The sequence below is a fragment of the Streptomyces sp. NPDC029122 genome (assembly GCF_055569445.1).
This window is the reverse complement of record NZ_JBVHWK010000022.1, coordinates 82443-100261: the sequence shown is the minus strand read 5'-3', so window position 1 is coordinate 100261 and position 17819 is coordinate 82443. Positions and strand designations below refer to the sequence as shown.

General features: G+C 70.9%; 15 protein-coding genes and 1 riboswitch. Of the genes, 4 read left to right on the top strand and 11 right to left on the bottom strand.

The annotated features are described in order from the left end of the window. Positions 1 to 34: 34 nt before the first annotated feature. From ACZ4WZ_RS24095 to ctaE, 6 genes are all read right to left on the bottom strand, one after another. On the bottom strand, positions 35 to 1420 hold the full coding sequence (locus ACZ4WZ_RS24095) for an aminotransferase class V-fold PLP-dependent enzyme (protein WP_467893297.1): 1386 nt from the start codon (positions 1418 to 1420) through the stop codon (positions 35 to 37). A 218-nt stretch (positions 1421 to 1638) separates the two neighbouring features. Next, positions 1639 to 1755, bottom strand: a riboswitch (SAM riboswitch). 143 nt (positions 1756 to 1898) lie between these two features. After that, positions 1899 to 2963, bottom strand: a complete 1065-nt coding sequence (gene trpD, locus ACZ4WZ_RS24090; RefSeq protein WP_467893296.1) for an anthranilate phosphoribosyltransferase — start codon at positions 2961 to 2963, stop codon at positions 1899 to 1901. Positions 2964 to 3141: 178 nt separating this feature from the next. Next, positions 3142 to 4767, bottom strand: a complete 1626-nt coding sequence (gene qcrB, locus ACZ4WZ_RS24085; RefSeq protein ID WP_467893295.1) for a cytochrome bc1 complex cytochrome b subunit — start codon at positions 4765 to 4767, stop codon at positions 3142 to 3144. Then, positions 4764 to 5822 carry a cytochrome bc1 complex Rieske iron-sulfur subunit gene (gene qcrA, locus ACZ4WZ_RS24080; protein WP_467893294.1) on the bottom strand — a complete coding sequence of 353 codons (1059 nt, stop codon included), beginning with the start codon at positions 5820 to 5822 and terminating at the stop codon, positions 4764 to 4766. The genes qcrB and qcrA overlap by 4 nt, the downstream gene beginning before the upstream one ends. Next, on the bottom strand, positions 5819 to 6628 hold the full coding sequence (gene qcrC / locus ACZ4WZ_RS24075) for a cytochrome bc1 complex diheme cytochrome c subunit (protein ID WP_467893293.1): 810 nt from the start codon (positions 6626 to 6628) through the stop codon (positions 5819 to 5821). Before qcrC ends, qcrA begins: the two co-directional genes overlap by 4 nt. A gap of 74 nt (positions 6629 to 6702) precedes the next feature. Then, positions 6703 to 7323 carry an aa3-type cytochrome oxidase subunit III gene (gene ctaE / locus ACZ4WZ_RS24070; RefSeq protein WP_007263684.1) on the bottom strand — a complete coding sequence of 207 codons (621 nt, stop codon included), beginning with the start codon at positions 7321 to 7323 and terminating at the stop codon, positions 6703 to 6705. A gap of 186 nt (positions 7324 to 7509) precedes the next feature. On the opposite strand from ctaE, the gene ACZ4WZ_RS24065 reads away from it, so the two are divergent. Then, entirely contained in the window at positions 7510 to 7911 is a 402-nt protein-coding gene (locus ACZ4WZ_RS24065; RefSeq protein ID WP_388935620.1) for a DNA-binding transcriptional response regulator, read from the top strand. 86 nt (positions 7912 to 7997) lie between these two features. Here the strand turns inward: ACZ4WZ_RS24065 and ACZ4WZ_RS24060 are convergent, their stop codons facing one another. The 4 genes from ACZ4WZ_RS24060 to ctaC form a co-directional block, all read right to left on the bottom strand. Beyond that, positions 7998 to 9245, bottom strand: a complete 1248-nt coding sequence (locus tag ACZ4WZ_RS24060; protein WP_467893291.1) for a L,D-transpeptidase — start codon at positions 9243 to 9245, stop codon at positions 7998 to 8000. A 124-nt stretch (positions 9246 to 9369) separates the two neighbouring features. Next, positions 9370 to 9768: a cytochrome c oxidase subunit 4 gene (locus tag ACZ4WZ_RS24055; RefSeq protein WP_249765692.1), complete on the bottom strand. Its 399-nt coding sequence runs from the start codon at positions 9766 to 9768 to the stop codon at positions 9370 to 9372. Continuing rightward, entirely contained in the window at positions 9765 to 11501 is a 1737-nt protein-coding gene (gene ctaD / locus ACZ4WZ_RS24050; RefSeq protein ID WP_388935627.1) for an aa3-type cytochrome oxidase subunit I, read from the bottom strand. The genes ACZ4WZ_RS24055 and ctaD overlap by 4 nt, the downstream gene beginning before the upstream one ends. Beyond that, a complete protein-coding gene (gene ctaC, locus ACZ4WZ_RS24045; protein WP_388935631.1) occupies positions 11498 to 12472 on the bottom strand; it encodes an aa3-type cytochrome oxidase subunit II in 975 nt (324 codons plus the stop codon). Before ctaC ends, ctaD begins: the two co-directional genes overlap by 4 nt. A 305-nt stretch (positions 12473 to 12777) precedes the next feature. Here ctaC and ACZ4WZ_RS24040 point away from each other — a divergent pair, with 305 nt between their 5' ends. Then, a complete protein-coding gene (locus tag ACZ4WZ_RS24040) occupies positions 12778 to 14157 on the top strand; it encodes an aminotransferase class V-fold PLP-dependent enzyme (RefSeq protein ID WP_467893288.1) in 1380 nt (459 codons plus the stop codon). A gap of 676 nt (positions 14158 to 14833) precedes the next feature. Here the strand turns inward: ACZ4WZ_RS24040 and ACZ4WZ_RS24035 are convergent. After that, entirely contained in the window at positions 14834 to 15811 is a 978-nt protein-coding gene (locus ACZ4WZ_RS24035) for a carbohydrate kinase family protein (protein WP_467893286.1), read from the bottom strand. 131 nt (positions 15812 to 15942) lie between these two features. Between ACZ4WZ_RS24035 and ACZ4WZ_RS24030 the strand changes: the two genes are divergently transcribed. Together ACZ4WZ_RS24030 and ACZ4WZ_RS24025 are read left to right on the top strand one after the other, a co-directional pair. After that, entirely contained in the window at positions 15943 to 16158 is a 216-nt protein-coding gene (locus ACZ4WZ_RS24030) for a hypothetical protein (protein WP_467893285.1), read from the top strand. Between the two features lie 79 nt (positions 16159 to 16237). Continuing rightward, positions 16238 to 17680: a hypothetical protein gene (locus tag ACZ4WZ_RS24025; RefSeq protein WP_467893284.1), complete on the top strand. Its 1443-nt coding sequence runs from the start codon at positions 16238 to 16240 to the stop codon at positions 17678 to 17680. The last annotated feature ends 139 nt before the right edge of the window (positions 17681 to 17819 follow it).

Here is a 17819-nt window from a genome sequence, read left to right as displayed (position 1 = left end):
CGCCGCGCGGGGCGGCGGCGGCCCGCTCGCGGTGCTACACCACCGGGACGCAGCGGCCCTCCTCCGTGCGGTACCGCCACTTCGCGCCGTCCTCGACGAGCTCCCGCACGGCCTTCACGAAACGCTCCACGTGCTCGTCCGGGGTGCCGGCCCCGAAGCTGACCCGGATGGCGTTCAGCGACTTCTCCCCCGGCGCCGCCTCCGGCGCCCCGCACTCCCCCTGGGCCTGCGGCTCGCCGCCCAGCAGGGTCCGTACCAGCGGGTGGGCGCAGAAGAGGCCGTCGCGCACGCCGATCCCGTACTCGGCGGACAGCGCGGCCGCGAAGTGCGAGCTGTTCCAGCCGTCGACCACGAACGAGATGACGCCGACGCGCGGGGCGTCGTCCCCGAACAGGGACAGCACCCGCACGGCCGGGACCTCCGCGAGGCCCTCGCGGGCCTTGGCGATGAGGTGGTTCTCCCGGGCGACCAGGTTCTCGAAGCCGGCCTCCCGCAGCGCGCGGCAGGCGGAGGCGATGGCGTAGACGCCGATGACGTTCGGGGAGCCGGCCTCGTGGCGGGCGGCGGTGGTGTGCCACTCGACGTCGACGCCGCCGTCCTCGCGGCGGGCCACCGTACGGGAGGCGCCGCCGCCCGCGAGGTACGGCTCGGCCTCCTGGAGCCAGTCGGCGCGGCCCGCGAGCACGCCCGAGCCGAAGGGGGCGTACAGCTTGTGCCCGGAGAAGGCGACCCAGTCCACGTCGAGCTCCCGTACGGAGACGGGGTGGTGGGGGGCCAGCTGGGCGGCGTCGAGCACGATCCGCGCGCCGTGGGCGTGCGCGGCGGCGGCGAGTTCCCGCACGGGCCACAGCTCGCCGGTGACGTTGGAGGCGCCGGTGACGCAGACCAGGGCCGGGCCGTAGGGGTCGCGCTCGGCCAGGGCCCGCTCCAGGGTGGCGACCGCCTCTCCGGGGGTGCGCGGGGCGTCGAGGCAGGTGACCCGGGCGTCGCCCCAGGGCAGCAGCGAGGCGTGGTGCTCGGTCTCGAAGACGAAGACCCGGCAGTCGGAGGGCAGCGCGGCGGCGAGCAGGTTGAGGGAGTCGGTGGTGGACCGGGTGAAGACCACCTGGTCACCGGGGCGGCAGTCGAGGAACTCGGCGACCGTGGCCCGGCTCTGCTCGAAGAGGTCGGTGGACAGCTGGGAGAGGTAGCCGGCGCCCCGGTGCACGCTGCCGTAGTACGGGGCGTACGCGGCGACGTCGTCCCAGACCCGCTGGAGCGCCGGGGCGCTGGCCGCGTAGTCGAGGGCGGCGTAGGTGACCTCGCCGCCGGTGACGAGGGGGACGGTGACGTCCCGGCCGAGCACCGGCAGCGGCCCGCCACAGGCGGGGGCGGCGGGGGCGCAGGCGGCGGTGGCGGCGGCGTTCAGGGATGCGGACATGGCGGTATCTCCCGGCAGGCAGGGCTGAATGGCTTCGGGTGTGCCCGTACGCGGGTACGGCTCGGCGGCCGACCTGAGGGGTACGGGGAGCCCCGGACCTGACGGGGGTACACGGAAGGGACCCGGTCCGGGGGTTGAAGAAGGGGCGGAGTCGCCCTATCGCATTCGCTTGCTCACGGAAAACGCTCCTCGAGAGACCAGGACCCCTGGTGTCGAGGGATCCGCGCTTGCCGTGGACCTCGCTGCCCACGGCCTGGTCATCACCCGGGGCACCCCGCCACGGAAGGAGGGTTGCCGGACAGCAAGCCGGGGCCTGAACGCTGTCACTCGTGACCTTGGAGAGCATCCTGCCACAAGGTCCCGCACGCGCAAGACCCCGGTCCGCATCGTGGACCGGGGTCACCCCTCCGTGCTCCTTCCCGCACCGTCTCCGGCCGCGGGCGGCGGAAACGGCCGCCGGCGGCGGGGAACGGCCGCGCTACGCGTTGCTGGCCGCCACCCACCGCTCCAGCGCCGCACGCGCCGCGCCCGAGTCGATGGCCTCCGCCGCCCGGGCGATACCGCCCGCGATCTGCTCCTCCAGGGAGCCCGTGCCGGGGTCGAGGGCCACCAGGGCCGCCGCCGCGTTCAGCAGGACGGCGTCGCGGACCGGGCCCGTCTCCCCAGCCAGCAGGCGGCGGGCGACGTCCGCGTTGTACGAGGCGTCCTCGCCCCGCAGCCGCGCCACGTCCACCAGCGGGATGCCGACGTCGCGCGGGTCGAAGGGCAGCTCGGTCACCGTGCCCTCGCGGACCCACCACACGCGGGAGGTGGCGGTGGTGGTCAGCTCGTCCAGGCCGTCGTCACCGCGGAACACCAGGGCCGAGGAGCCGCGCTCGGCGAGCACCCCGGCCACGATGGGAGCCACCCGCGCGTCGGCGACGCCCGTGGCCTGCGCGCGGACCTTGGCCGGGTTGGTGAGCGGGCCGAGGAAGTTGAAGGTGGTCCGGATGCCGAGGTCGCGGCGGGCGGCCGCCGCGTGGCGCAGCGCCGGGTGGAACGTCACCGCGAAGCAGAAGGTGATGCCGGCCCGCTCCGCGACCTCCGCCACCCGGGCGGGGGTCAGGTTGAGGTTGACGCCGAGCTTCTCCAGCACGTCGGAGGAGCCGCTCGCCGAGGACGCGGCCCGGTTGCCGTGCTTGACCACCTTCGCGCCCGTACCGGCCACCACGATGGAGGACATCGTCGAGATGTTCACCGTCTTGGCCCCGTCGCCGCCGGTGCCGACGATGTCCACCGTCCGGCCCGGCACCTCGATCAGGTTGGCGTGGGCGTACATGGCCCGCACCATGCCGCCGATCTCCTCGACGGTCTCCCCCTTGGCCCGCAGCGCGACCGCGAAACCGGCGATCTGCGCGTCGGTGGCCTCGCCCCGCATGATCCGGTCCATCGCCCAGGCGGTGTCGTCCGCGCCGAGGTCACGGCCGCCGAGCAGGGCGTCGAGGACGCCCGGCCAGCCGCGGGCCGCCACGCTGTCGCCGCCTGCCGGGGTCACAACGTCCATGGTCCGCTCCTGCTGCTCGTGGGCCGCCCGGTGTCGGCGCCCACGTCGAATGGGAAGGATCTCAGCCTATCCAGCCCGGATGGCAGCGAAGAGCCCCGTCCAGTCGCTGGACGGGGCTCTCGCTGTGGCGACACCGGGATCGGCCGGAACCGATCCCTCGAGCGGGTGGTGCCGGAGATCAGTGGTGGCCGTGTCCGGCCTGGATCTCCTTGTACTCCTCCACCGTGGGCTTCGGAATCTGGTTGTTCTCCGCGTAGAAGCCCTTGCTGAGCTTCGCCCGCAGCTTCTCGCCGCGCGTCACCTTGCGCTCGACGCCGTTCTCGTCGACCGTCGGGCCGATCTCGATCGGCGCGTACTGCTCGTGCGCGGTGAGCGTGTGCAGCTTGTCCTGGGACAGCGGCTCGTGGACCTCGACGAACTCACCGTGCGGCAGACGCTTGATGATGCCGGTCTCGCGACCGTGCAGCACCTTGTCGTGGTCCCGGCGCTGGAGGCCGAGGCAGATCCGCTTGGTGACGATGAACGCCAGGACCGGGACGACGAAGAAGCCGATCCGGACGAACCACGTGATCGCGTTGATCGACAGGTGGAAGTACTGGGCGAACATGTCGTTGCCGCCGCCGATGAGGAGCACGATGTACTCCGCGATCCAGGCGACACCGAAGGCCGTACGGGTCGGGACGTTGCGCGGGCGGTCCAGGATGTGGTGCTCGCGCTTGTCGCCGGTGACCCAGGACTCGATGAACGGCCAGACGGCGATGGCGCCGAGGACCAGCGGGAAGAGGATCAGCGGGATGAACACGCCCAGGACGAGCGTGTGGCCCCACAGGTTGATCTCCCAGCCCGGCATGGCACGGATGAGGCCTTCCGGCATACCCATGTACCAGTCGGGCTGCGCACCGGTGGACACGTGGTCCGGGCGGTACGGGCCGAGCGCCCAGATCGGGTTGATCGAGGCGATCGCCGCGATGGCCGCGATGACACCGAAGACCAGGAAGAAGAAGCCTCCGGCCTTGGCCATGTAGACCGGCAGCAGCGGCATGCCGACGACGTTGTTGTTCGTCTTGCCGGGGCCGGCGAACTGGGTGTGCTTGTGGAAGAACACCAGGATCAGGTGCGCGACCAGCAGACCCATCATGATGCCGGGCAGCAGCAGGATGTGCACCGAGTAGAAGCGCGCGACGAAGTCGCCGCCCGGGAACTCCCCGCCGAAGAGGAACATCGACAGGTAGGTGCCGACGACCGGGACGGACAGGATGGCGCCCTGCATGAAGCGGACACCGGTACCCGAGAGCAGGTCGTCCGGCAGCGAGTAACCGGTGAAGCCGGTGAACATGCCGAGGACCAGCAGCAGGAAGCCGAAGATCCAGTTGACCTCGCGCGGCTTGCGGAACGCGCCGGTGAAGAAGACGCGCATCATGTGCACGACCATGGCCGCGACGAAGATCAGCGCCGCCCAGTGGTGGATCTGACGGATCAGCAGACCACCGCGGACGTCGAAGCTGATGTCCAGGGTCGAGGCGAAGGCCTCGGACATCAGGACGCCCTGCATCGGCACGTACGAGCCGTGGTAGACGACCTCGTTCATGCTCGGGTGGAAGAACAGCGTCAGGTACACACCCGTGAGGATGATGATGATGAAGCTGTAGAGGCAGATCTCACCCAGCATGAAGGACCAGTGGTCCGGGAAGATCTTGCGCATGTTCGCCTTGGCGAGGCCGTAGATGCCCAGGCGGCCGTCCGCCCAGTCGGCTACGCGCTCGCCGCGCGACGCATTGCGTTCGTTGTTGGCAGAGGTACTCATCCGCGCTCCCAGAATGCAGGACCGACGGGCTCTTCGAAGTCGCCGTGCGCCTCGAGGAAGCCTTCGCTATTCACACCGATCCGCAGCTGCGGGAGGGCGTGACCGGCCGGGCCGAAGATGACACGGGCGCCGTCGGAGAGGTCGAAGGTGGACTGGTGGCACGGGCACAGCACGTGGTGCGTCTGCTGCTCGTACAGGCTGATCGGGCAGCCGACGTGGGTGCAGATCTTGGAGAAGGCCACGATTCCGTCGTGGGACCACTCCAGCTCCTGCTTGTCCTTGATGTCCTCCGGCTTGATGCGGACGATCATCAGGGCGGCCTTGGCGATCTGGACCTGGAAGTCGTGCTGGTCCTCCTCCAGGCCTTCCGGCATGGCGAAGGTCAGCGAACCGACCAGGACGTCCTCGGGACGCAGCGGCTCCATCGTGTTCTGGTTGATGAGCAGCTTGCCCTTGGACCACAGGGTCTTGCGCAGCTTGTCCTCGGGCAGGGGGCCCAGGTCGCGCAGGATCACGACGGCGGAGAGCGGCAGCAGGGCCAGCGCGCCGAGCATCGTGTTGCGGATCAGCGGGCGGCGGGCGATGCCGGACTCGTTCGCACCGGCGGCGAAGTCCTGCATGACCTTCGCCTTGACCTCCGGGGAGGCGGCGATCTCGTGGCGCTCGTCGGCGACCTCGACGTCGGACATCAGCGTGCGGGCCCAGTGGACCGCGCCGGCGCCGATGCAGAACAGGGCCGCGCCCAGCGTCAGGCCGAGCGCGAAGTTCAGCGCGCTGACCTTCCCGATGGGGAAGATGTAAACGATCTTCTCCACCGGGATGGCCACGAACGAGGCGATGAAGCCGATCGTGGCCAGCATCGACAGGGTGAACAGCATCGCGACCGTACGCTCGGACCGCTTGGCGGCCCGCTCGTCGATGTCCTGGATGCGCGGCTTGTGGACCGGGAGGCCCGGGTCCGCGAACGGGTCGTCCGCGACCGCTACGGCACCGTGGTGCGCGTCGCCCTGCTCACTCGGCAGGTGCTTGTCTTCGGGAATGTCTTGGCTACTCATGACTTCTTGGCCTTAGCGGTGTGGGCCGCGACCCAGACGGCAACAGCGATCAGCGCACCCAGGCCGAAGATCCAGCCGAACAGACCCTCGGAGACGGGACCGAGGCCGCCGAGCTTGAGGCCACCGGGGCTGGTGGACTTCTCGCCGTTGACGTTCTCGAGGTACGCGATGATGTCCTTCTTCTGCTTCTCCGGCATGGTGCTGTCGGGGAAGGAGGGCATGTTCTGCGGGCCGGTCAGCATGGCCTCGTAGATGTGCTTCGGCGAGACGTCCTCAAGGTTGGGGGCGTACTTGCCGTTCGTCAGTGCGCCGCCCTCGCCGGTGAAGTTGTGGCACTGCGCGCAGTTGTTGCGGAACAGCTCACCACCAGCGGCGATGTCGGCCCCGGCCGGGTCGTACTGCTTCTCGGTCGGCGTGATCGGGCCGGCGCCGAGGGACGCGACGTACGCCGCGAGCTGGTCGATCTGGGCCTGGGTGTAGATGTTCGGCTTCTTCGGCACCTGGGCGCCGGGCTGCTGGGCGGGCATGCGGCCCGTGCTCACCTGGAAGTCGACGGCCGCGGAGCCGACGCCGACCAGGCTGGGGCCGTCAGTGGAACCCTGACCGCCGGTTCCGTGGCAGCTTGCGCAACCCACGGCGTAGAGCTTCTTGCCCTCCTCGATGGCGAGGGACTGGGCGGTTTCATCGGCCTGCGCCTTGCCCGCGGGCGCGAAGGCGGCGTACAGCCCCCCAGTGACCGCCAGCGCGAAGAGTAGAACGACGACCGCCGCCAGCGGATGGCGTCGTCGTGCGGAGAGCTTTTTCACGGATTACCCCGGTGTCAGGATCTTCTGCGTCGGTGTTTCTGGATGGAGTGCCGGGCGAGCCGGCGACGTGTTCGCTACTTGATCAGGTAGATCGTCGCGAAGAGGCCGATCCAGACGACATCGACGAAGTGCCAGTAGTAGGACACGACGATGGCCGACGTGGCCTGTTCGTGGGTGAACCTCTTGGCCGCGTACGTCCGGCCGAGGACCAGCAGGAAGGCGATGAGACCGCCCGTCACGTGCAGACCGTGGAAGCCGGTGGTCAGGTAGAAGACCGTGCCGTACGGACCGGACGAGAGGGACATGCCCTCGTGCTTGACCAGCTCGGTGTACTCGAACACCTGGCCGCCAATGAAGATCGCACCCATGACGAACGTGATGATGAACCACGTCCGGAGCTTCTTCACGTCACCGCGCTCGGCGGCGAATACGCCGAGCTGGCAGGTGAGCGAGGAGAGCACCAGGATCGTGGTGTTCGTTGCCGAGAAGGGCAGATTCAAGGCCTCGGCCTGCTCTGTCCAGTACTCGGCACCCGTCACGGATCGCAGGGTGAAGTACATCGCGAAGAGGGCCGCGAAGAACATCAGCTCGGAACTCAACCAGATGATGGTTCCGACGCTGACGAGGTTCGGCCGGTTGACCGTCGGGTGCGCGTGCCCGGTATCTACTGTCGTTGCTGTCGCCACGACCGACATTATGTCGGTCGCTTATCCCGCCCTCACCCCGGGGGGTGCCGTTCGGAGTGTCAGGGGGGTGTGCAAGGCCCGAACGGCCCATCAGGAGACCGGTCGCGAGGCTGGCGGAACCGATGTTGACAACCGGTCGGACGGAGTAGCATCCCGCGCATCATCAGCGTGATTCACGGCCAGGTGGAGGACGAAATGCGGGCGACTGCGCGGGTTCTGGTCTACAGCGACGACGCGGGTACCCGGGAGCAGGTGCGGCTGGCCGCCGGGCGCAGGCCCGCCCCGGACCTGCCGCCGGTGGAGTTCCTGGAGTGCGCCACGCTTCCAGCGGTCCTCAAGGAGCTGGACGCGGGCGGCATCGATCTGTGCGTGCTGGACGGCGAGGCGGTTCCGGCCGGGGGCATGGGGGTGTGCCGGCAGATCAAGGACGAGATCTTCCGGTGTCCTCCGGTGCTGCTGCTGATGGGACGCCCCCAGGACGCCTGGCTGGCCACCTGGAGCCGGGCGGACGCGGCGGTCACCCTTCCGGTGGACCCGGTCGACTTCCCCGACACCCTCGCGGGTCTGCTCCGGCCGCGGCTGTCACTGGACGCCTGAGGCGCGAGGGGCCCCCGGGGCACGACGCGGGCCCGCGGCCGGCCCCGGTGGCCGCCCGCGGGCCCGTACGGCCTTCTGCGGGCCTCTCAGACGGTGGGGCGCAGCCGCGCCTGGTCGACGGGGCTGCGGCCTTCCTGGGTGCCCTTCAGGAGTGCGCTGCCCTCGCGCCACTCCTTCCACTCCATGTTCCAGTCGCCGAAGCCGTTGCCGAAGGTGTCCATGTCGTCGCCGATGCTGTTGATCACCTTGACGATGTCGCCCTCGGTGATGTTCTCGTAGAACCAGGCGGCGTTGCCGGTGCTCATGCCGGTGCAGCCGTGGCTGACGTTCTCGTAGCCGTGGGAGCCGATCGACCACGGCGCGGCGTGCACGTATTCACCGCTCCACGTCACCCGGGTGGCGTAGTAGACGGGCAAGTTGTAGTACTCGCTGCCGCCGATGCCGACGGTGTCGCCGCGCATCCGTACGTAGTACTGCTTGCCGAGCACCACCTTGACCCCGTTGCGGGTGGAGAAGCCGGGCTTGCCGGTGGTCACCGGGATGGTGTTGATCACTTCTCCGTTGCGCTCGAACGTGAGGTAGTGCGAGGCGGCGTCGGTGGTGACCTCGACCCGGTCGCCGATCTCCAGCTTCAGCGGCTTGGACGCGGCTCCGTGGAGCTCGTCGGAGACCCTGATGCCCTCCAGGTTGCTCCGTACGGAGACGGTGCTGTGGGCGGGCCAGTAGTCCTTCGGGCGGTAGTGCAGGTTCTTGTCGTCCACCCAGTGCCAGGCGCCCTCGACCCCGGGCGGCGCCTCGACGACCAGCGCCCGTTCGACGACGGCGCGGGCGGCCTTGTCCTTGACGGGCTCGTTGAGTTCGGCCGTGAGGGGCTGGCCGACGCCGTACTTGCCCTCCTCGGGGCCGAATTCGACCTTGAGGACCTTCTTGGCCGGGGTGGTCTCGAACGTCGTCGTGCGCTGCCCCGGGGCCCCCCGCTGGTCCTCCGTGCTCACCGTGACCGTGTAGCGCACGCCCGCCGCCATCGGGACGGTGCTGTGCCAGCGGTCGCCCTTGGCGGAGAGTTCGCCCGCCAGGCGGCGGCCGTGCGTGTCGACGGCCATCACGTCGGTGATCCGCGCCTCGGCTCCCTTGGCGGTGACCTCGAGCGGCTTGTCGGGGTCGGCAGGGCGTCCGCCGGGCGCCTGGTTGAAGACGACCTGGTCGCCCGCGTCGTACGGGCGGGCGGACAGCGGGTTGGTGTCGCCGGACCCGCATGCGGTGGCGCCGGCCCCGAGGGACGCGACCAGCAGGGAGCAGCTGAGTACCGGCCAGAGACGCGGTGAGTGGTTCATGCGCCCAACGCTATGAAGATATGACAAATCCAGCGCGCGGGGTGACTGCAAACGAGGGGCCCGGACTCCTCCGAAAAGGTGTCCGGGCCCCTCAGGCGCCGCGGCGGGCCGCGTAACGCCGGTGCTACTGGTTCTGGTTCTCACCGCGGTAGTACTCGTACACCCAGCCCCACAGGCCGATCAGGATGATCGGGGCCGAGAAGTACATGAGCCACCAGCCGAAGACGACGCCCATGAACGCGAGCGCGCCACCGATGGCCAGCGAGAGCGGCTGCCAGCTGTGCGGGGAGAAGAACCCCAGCTCGCCCGCCTCGTCGGCGACATCGGCCTCCAGGTTGTCCTGGGCCATCTCGTCCACGCGCTTGGCCGTGAAGGCCAGGTAGTAGCCGATCATGGCGCTCAGGCCGAAGGCCAGCGCGAGAGCGGTGGTTCCGACCGGCTCCTTCGACCAGACGCCGTACACGACGGTCATGATCAGGATGAAGACGGAGAGCCAGAGGAACATCTTGCCCTGGATCTTCACTTGCCGGCCTCCTTGTCCCCGGTGAGGGCCTTGGTCCCGCCGGCGACGTGGTCCTCGAGGTGGTCGAGGGCCGCGATCTCCGGGTGGTGCAGGTCGAACGCCGGCGATTCACTGCGGATGCGCGGCAGCGTGAGGAAGTTGTGCCGCGGCGGCGGGCAGGACGTCGCCCACTCGAGCGAACGGCCGTAGCCCCACGGGTCGTCGACCTCGATCTTCTTGCCGTACTTGGCCGTCTTCCAGACGTTGTACATGAACGGCAGGAAGGACAGGCCGAGCACGAACGAGCTGATCGTGGAGATCGTGTTCAGCGCGGTGAAGCCGTCGGCCGCGAGGTAGTCCGCGTAACGACGCGGCATGCCCTCGGCGCCCAGCCAGTGCTGGACCAGGAACGTGCCGTGGAAGCCGATGAACAGCGTCCAGAAAGTGATCTTGCCGAGGCGCTCGTCCAGCATCTTGCCCGTGAACTTCGGCCACCAGAAGTGGAAGCCGGCGAACATCGCGAACACCACGGTGCCGAAGACGACGTAGTGGAAGTGCGCGACGACGAAGTACGAGTCGGAGACGTGGAAGTCCATCGGGGGGGAGGCCAGGATGACGCCGGTCAGACCACCGAAGGTGAAGGTGACCAGGAAGCCGATCGTCCAGAGCATCGGGGTCTCGAAGGACAGCGAGCCCTTCCACATGGTGCCGATCCAGTTGAAGAACTTCACACCGGTCGGTACCGCGATCAGGAAGGTCATGAAGGAGAAGAACGGCAGCAGCACACCGCCGGTGACGTACATGTGGTGCGCCCACACGGTCACCGAGAGGCCGGCGATCGCGATCGTCGCGGCGATCAGACCGATGTAACCGAACATCGGCTTGCGCGAGAAGACCGGGATGATCTCCGAGACGATGCCGAAGAACGGCAGCGCGATGATGTACACCTCTGGGTGTCCGAAGAACCAGAAGAGGTGCTGCCACAGCAATGCCCCGCCGTTGGCCGGGTCGAAGACGTGCGCACCGAACTTCCGGTCGGCCTCCAGCGCGAAGAGCGCGGCGGCGAGGACCGGGAAGGCCAGCAGGACCAGGACACCGGTCAGCAGCACGTTCCAGGTGAAGATCGGCATGCGGAACATCGTCATGCCCGGAGCGCGCATGCAGATGATCGTGGTGATGAAGTTGACCGAGCCGAGGATCGTGCCGAAGCCGGAGAAGGCCAGACCCATGATCCACATGTCGGCGCCGATGCCCGGCGAACGGACGGCGTCCGACAGCGGGGTGTAGGCGAACCAGCCGAAGTCGGCGGCGCCCTGCGGGGTGACGAAGCCGGCCACCGCGATGGTCGAACCGAAGAGGTACAGCCAGTACGCGAACATGTTCAACCGCGGGAACGCCACGTCGGGCGCGCCGATCTGCAGCGGCATGATCCAGTTGGCGAAGCCGGCGAACAGCGGGGTCGCGAACATGAGCAGCATGATCGTGCCATGCATGGTGAACGCCTGGTTGAACTGCTCGTTCGACATGATCTGCGTGCCCGGACGAGCCAGCTCGGCGCGCATGAAGAGCGCCAGGAGACCGCCGATCAGGAAGAACACGAACGACGTGACCAGGTACATCGTGCCGATGGTCTTGTGGTCGGTGGTGGTGAGCCACTTCACGACCACGTTGCCCGGCTGCTTGCGCCGCACCGGCAGCTCGTTCTCGTACGAGTCAGCTGACGCGGCACCCTGGGATTCGTTGAGGATGCTCACAGTTTGTTCGTCTCCGCATTCCGGGCGGGGTCAGTCTGCTTGATGCCGGCCGGCAGGAAGCCGGTCTGCCCCTTCTCCGCCAGCTCCTTCAGGTGCGCCTTGTACTCCGCGGGAGAGACGACCTTCACGTTGAAGAGCATGCGCGAGTGGTCGACACCGCAGAGCTCGGCACACTTGCCCATGAAGGTGCCTTCCTGGGTCGGGGTGACCTCGAAGACGTTGGTGTGACCGGGGATGACGTCCTGCTTGAACAGGAAGGGCACCACCCAGAAGGAGTGGATGACGTCGTTCGACGACAGGATGAAGCGGACCTTCTCACCCTTGGGCAGGTAGAGGGTCGGCCCCGGGTTGTTGGTGTCCGCGTTGCGGTCGCCGGGGACGCCCTTCTCGTAGACGCCCTCGGCGCCCGCGGGGAAGGACTTGATGTAGCGGTCCGGGAGGGAGGCGAGCTCCTTCGGGGTCTCGCCCGCCTTCGGGGTCGCGGCATCGCCGTCGACGTTCTCCACGTAGTTGAAGCCCCAGCTCCACTGGAAGCCGATCACGTTGATCGTGTGCGCCGGCTTGGAGGAGAGGGCGAGCAGCTTCGACTCATCACGCGCGGTGAAGTAGAAGAGCACCGAGACGATGATGAGCGGGACCACGGTGTACAGCGCCTCGATGGGCATGTTGTACCGGGTCTGCGGGGGGACCTCGATCTTCGTCCGGCTACGCCGGTGGAAGATGACGCTCCACATGATCAGGCCCCACACCAGGATGCCCGTGATGAGAGCGGCCGCCCAGGATCCCTGCCACAGGGAAAGGATGCGAGGCGCCTCCTCCGTGACCGGGGTGGGCATTCCGAGGCGGGGGAAGTCTTTCCAGGTGTACGAGCAACCAGTGGCGGTCGCCAGGACCACGCCCGCAGTCAGCGCCTGCAGCAGCTTCCGCCGCATCGGGCGCCGCGGCGAGCGGTCGGAGCCGTAGGGACTCACGTAGCGCCTTCCCGAGAGTCTCGGCCCGCGCGGCCGGCCGCGGCCGTGTTCGGGTCGGTCGCCGGCCCTGACGCAGGCAGGGGTTTGGATGTTTATGCGGACCAAACCCTACTGGACGCTATTTGGGGTCGCGCGGGGAGGGTGCCCAACGCGCCGCTACTGCCCCCGAAGGGATGGATCCGCCGTACGGGGGACCGGCCGTACGGTCCCGAAGGGCGGGCTGCGGACGCCATCTGACGGTCCCTGAAGCGGTGCCCGCGGGGCGTGGTCCCGGCCGGCCGGCGGCCACCCTCTACCGTGGCCGGATGCCGTACTTCGACACCGCGTCCGCCGCCCCCCTCCACCCCGTGGCCCGGCAGGCCCTGCACGCCGCCCTGGACGAGGGCTGGGCGGACCCCGCCCGGCTGTACCGGGAGGGCAGGCGGGCCAGGCTGCTGCTGGACGCGGCGCGCGAGGCCGCGGCCGAGGCGGTGGGGTGCCGCGCCGACGAGCTCGTATTCACTCCTTCGGGAACGCACGCGGTTCACACGGGCATGGCGGGGGTGCTCGCGGGGCGCCGGCGCGTGGGCGGCCATCTGGTCGTATCGGCGGTCGAACACAGTTCCGTACTCCATGCGGCGGACGCGCACGCGGCGGCCGGGGGCACGGTGACGGAGGTTCCCGTGGACCGGCTCGGCGCGGTGTCGCCCGATGGATACGCGTCCGTGCTGGGCTCGACCACGGCTCTGGCGTGTCTCCAGTCGGCCAACCACGAGGTGGGCACGGTCCAGCCGGTGGCCGAGGTGGCCGAGGTCTGCGGGGCCGCCGGGGTGCCGCTGCTGGTGGACGCCGCCCAGTCGCTGGGCTGGGGCCGGGTGGAGGGCGCGTGGTCCGTCCTCGCGGCCAGCGCCCACAAGTGGGGCGGCCCGCCCGGGGTCGGCCTGCTCGCGGTGCGCAAGGGGGTCCGCTTCTCCCCTCAAGGCCCCGCCGACGAGAGGGAGTCCGGCCGCTCCCCCGGCTTCGCGAACCTGCCCGCCATCGTCGCGGCCGCGGCCTCGCTGCGCGCGGTGCGGGCGGAGGCGGACGCGGAGGCCGCGCGGCTGCGGGTCCTGGTGGACCGGCTGCGGCGGCGGGTGGTCCGGCTGGTGCCCGACGTGGAGGTGGTCGGGGACGCCGACCGGCGCCTGCCCCACCTGGTCACCTTCTCCTGCCTGTACGCCGACGGGGAGACCCTGCTGCACGAGCTGGACCGCGCCGGCTACTCCGTCTCCTCCGGCTCCTCCTGCACCAGCTCCACGCTGACCCCCAGTCACGTGCTGCGGGCGATGGGGGTGCTGTCGGAGGGGAACGTACGGGTCTCCCTGCCGCCGGGCACCACCGCCGACGAGGTCAACGGCTTCCTGGAGGTGCTGCCGGGCGCGGTGGCGGGCGTACGGGAGAAGCTCGGCGTCTCGGAACCGGCCCCGGTGGCCCCGGTGGCGGACGCCGTGGAGATCGACGCGCTGGGGCTGCGCTGCCCGCAGCCGGTGATCGAGCTGGCCCGGGCCATCACCACGGTCCCGGTCGGCGGCACAGTCACGGTCGTCTCGGACGACGAGGTGGCCCGCCTGGACATCCCGGCGTGGTGCGCGATGCGCGGCCACACCTACCTGGGCGAAACCCCCCGCGGGACGGCCGCCGCCTACCGCGTCCGCCGCGAGGCCTGACCCCTCCCCGGGGCGGACTCGGCCGGGGTCCGGACGCAGCCGCGGGGTCGGGCACGCCCCGGGGGTCCGGGCGAAGCCTTCCGGGGCAGGGCTCGGCGGGGTCCTGGGCGGAGCCGGGGTCCGGGCGGAGCCCCGGGGCAGGGCCCGGCGGGGTCCTGGGCGGAGCCGGGGGTCGGGGCGCACAGCCCCGGGCCCGGGCGAAGCCTCGGGGGTCCGGGCGGAGCCTTCGGGGGCAAGGCCCGATGGGGTCCGGGGCGGAGCCCCGGGGAACGGGCGAAGGGCGGGGAGGGGACCACGCCCCGCGCAGCGGCGCCCCCGCGCCCGACGGCGGCCGCTACCGGAGCCGGCGGCACTCACGACACCGGCGCCCCCGCTCGGGAGCCGGACGCCAGCGGCGCCCGCCGGCGACGATGCGCGGGGACGCGGCCCGGGGGCCCGGGCGAAGCCTCGGGGGTCCGGGCGAAGCCCCCGGGGGCAAGGCCCGATGGGGTCCGGGGCGGAGCCCCGGGGAACGGGCGAAGGGCGGGGAGGGGACCACGCCCCGCGCAGCGGCGCCCCCGCGCCCGGCGACTCCCCGGCCACGCCACCGGCGGACGGAGTCCGGCGCGGCGGCGCGAAGCCGGGGAGCCGGGGAGGGGCCCCGGTGCCGAGCCGTGCGAGCGGCGGCGGCGGCCCGTCAGGAAGGCAGGTGCGCCCGCACCTCGGCGGCGGCCTCTTCGCCGTACGCCTTCGTGAAGCGCTCCATGAAGTGGGCGCGGGCCAGCGTGTACTCCTGGGTGCCCAGGGTCTCGATCACCAGGGTGGCCAGCATGCAGCCGATCTGCGCGGACCGCTCCAGGCCGACGCCCCAGCCGAGCCCCGTCAGGAAGCCCGCGCGGAACGCGTCGCCGACGCCGGTCGGGTCGACCTTCGCCGTCTCCTCCGGGCAGCCGACCAGGATCGGCTCCTGCCCGACCCGCTCGATGCGCACGCCCTGCGCGCCGAGGGTGGTGACGCGGGTGCCGACCTTGGCGAGGATCTCCTCGTCGGTCCAGCCGGACTTCGACTCGATGAGGCCCTTCTCGTACTCGTTCGAGAAGAGGTACGTCGCGCCCTCCATCAGGGTGCGGATGTTCTCGCCGTCCATCCGGGCGATCTGCTGCGAGAAGTCCGCCGCGAAGGGGATCCCGCGCGTGCGGCACTCCTCCGTGTGGCGGAGCATCGCCTCGGGGTCGTCGGCGCCGATGAGGACGAGGTCGAGCCCGCCCACGCGGTCGGCGACGGCCTTGAGCTCGATCTGGCGGGCCTCGCTCATGGCGCCCGTGTAGAAGGAGCCGATCTGGTTGTGGTCGGCGTCCGTGGTGCAGACGAAGCGCGCGGTGTGCAGCACCTCGGAGATCCGGACGGACTCGGTGTCGACCCCGTGCCGGTCCAGCCACGCGCGGTACTCGTCGAAGTCGGAGCCGGCCGCGCCGACGAGGATGGGGCGGCTGCCGAGCTGGCCCATGCCGAAGCAGATGTTCGGGCCGACGCCGCCCCGCCGGACGTCGAGGTTGTCGACGAGGAAGGAGAGGGAGACCGTGTGGAGCTGGTCGGCGACGAACTGGTCGGCGAAGCGGCCCGGGAAGGTCATGAGGTGGTCGGTGGCGATGGAGCCGGTGACTGCGATGCGCACGGCGTGGATGCTCCTGCGGAGGACGGCGGGTGACAATCAAAACTACCCGGTCCGCGCCCCCGGGCCGACCCGCCGAAACTACCCCGTAGTAGGACTTCCTTCGCCCAGGATGGCGACCTTACGGTGCCCCCATGACCTATACCGATGGCTTCGGGTACACGGACCACGCCTCCGAGGCGCGGCCCGGCTTCGCACGGCTGCTCGGCGACTGCGCCCGCATGGCCCCGCACTGGGCCGTGGAACGGGAGCCCCGGCCGGTCCGTGTGGCGCCCTCGCAGATCCACGGGGTGGCCGTCCCGCCCTCCTCGGCCCGGCTGATCGCCTCCACCGCCGCGTACGGCGACTAGGGGATCCGAGGGAACCGGTTTCGCGGCCGCCGCGTCCCACCCGCATCACGTACGGCGGGACACGCTAAGGAGCGATGCGGTGACCAGCGAACAACCCGACACATCACACGCCACACGACGGCGGCCCGCCTGGGCCATCGGCTCGATCGCGGCCGCCGTCCTGCTGGCCGGCGGCGGTACGGCGTACTGGGCGTCGACGGCGCACGGCGACGCCTCCGGCGGCGGCCGTACGAGTGACAGCGCGGCCGTCGCGCCGCGCGCGGCGGGGTCCCCGCCGGGGCCCGGCATCGCCCCCGGGGAGCCGGACCCCTCCGGCGGGCCGGTGACGTACCGGGCCGACGTGAAGCTGCCCGACGGGCCGGGTACCGCGCCCTCCTTCGCCGCGTCCGGGGAGGTCACCTCCGACGAGGTGGCCCGGCTCGCGAAGTCCCTCGGCCTCTCCGGCGCGCCCCGGCCGGCCGGCGACGCCTGGCAGGCGGGTGAGACCGCCGACGGTTCCGGGCCCCGGCTCACGGTGACCCGCAAGGCGCCGGGCACCTGGTCCTTCGCCCGCTACCAGGGCGGCGGCCTGGGCGAGCCCGGCAGTGCCGGTGACGACTGCGTCCGCGGGAAGGACACCTGCGGCCCGGCCACCCTCCCCCAGGAGGGCACCGGCGGCGCGAAGCCGGTCTCCGAGCAGGCCGCCAGGGCCGCCGCGGCCCCGGTGCTCGCGGCCGCCGGGCAGGCCGACGCCAAGCTGGACGCCCGGCTCACCCAGGGTTCGGTCCGGGTGGTGATCGCCGACCCGGTGGTGGGCGGCCTCCCGACCCAGGGCTGGTCCAGCAGGATCAGCGTCGGGGCCGACGGCACGGTGGTGGCGGGCAGCGGGGAGCTGAAGGCCCCGGTGCGCGCGGCCGAGCAGCCGGTGATCGGGGCCGCCGAGGCCCTGGAGCGCCTCAACGCGGCGGCCAAGGGCGGCGGCGACGGCACCGGCCCGGGGCCCAGCGGCTGCGCGACCACGGTGCCGCTGAACCCGGACACCCCGACGGGCGCGACGGACACCCTGCCCTGCAACCCGGAGCCGCGCCCGATGAAGCCGCCGCGGACCGAGAGCGTGCGGGGGGCCGTGCTGGGGCTGGTCGCGGGGACGGTGGACGGCGGGCGGGGTCTCGTACCGGCCTGGCTGTTCGAGGTGGCGGGCTCGCAGGGCAAGCCGGGCCGCACGGTGGTCCAGCCGGCCGCGGCGGGTGACGCCGGCACCCCGGTGCCTCCGAAGCCGCACACCGTGCCCGGGTTCTCGTACGCCCAGGCCGACCGGACGCTGACCGTGAACTTCTGGGGCGGAGTGTGCAGCACCTACACCCTGGAGGCGCGGGAGGAAGCGGCCTCGGTCATCGTGAAGATCACGGACACGCCGAACAAGCCCGGCCAGGCCTGCATCATGCTCGCGCAGGAGATGGCGCTGACGGCGACGCTCCAGCAGCCGCTCGGCGACCGCAAGGTGGTCGACGCCACGTCGGGCAAGCCGCTCCCCCGCCAGTAGGCGCGGGCGCGGGAAGCACGAAGGGCCCGGGGGGGGGGGGGGGGGGGCGGGGGTCTGGGCCCTTTCCGGTCGGTGAGGCGAGCGGAGGGGTTGGCAGCGAAGAGAGGAAGGAGAGAGAGAGCGGGGGGGGAGGTGTTCG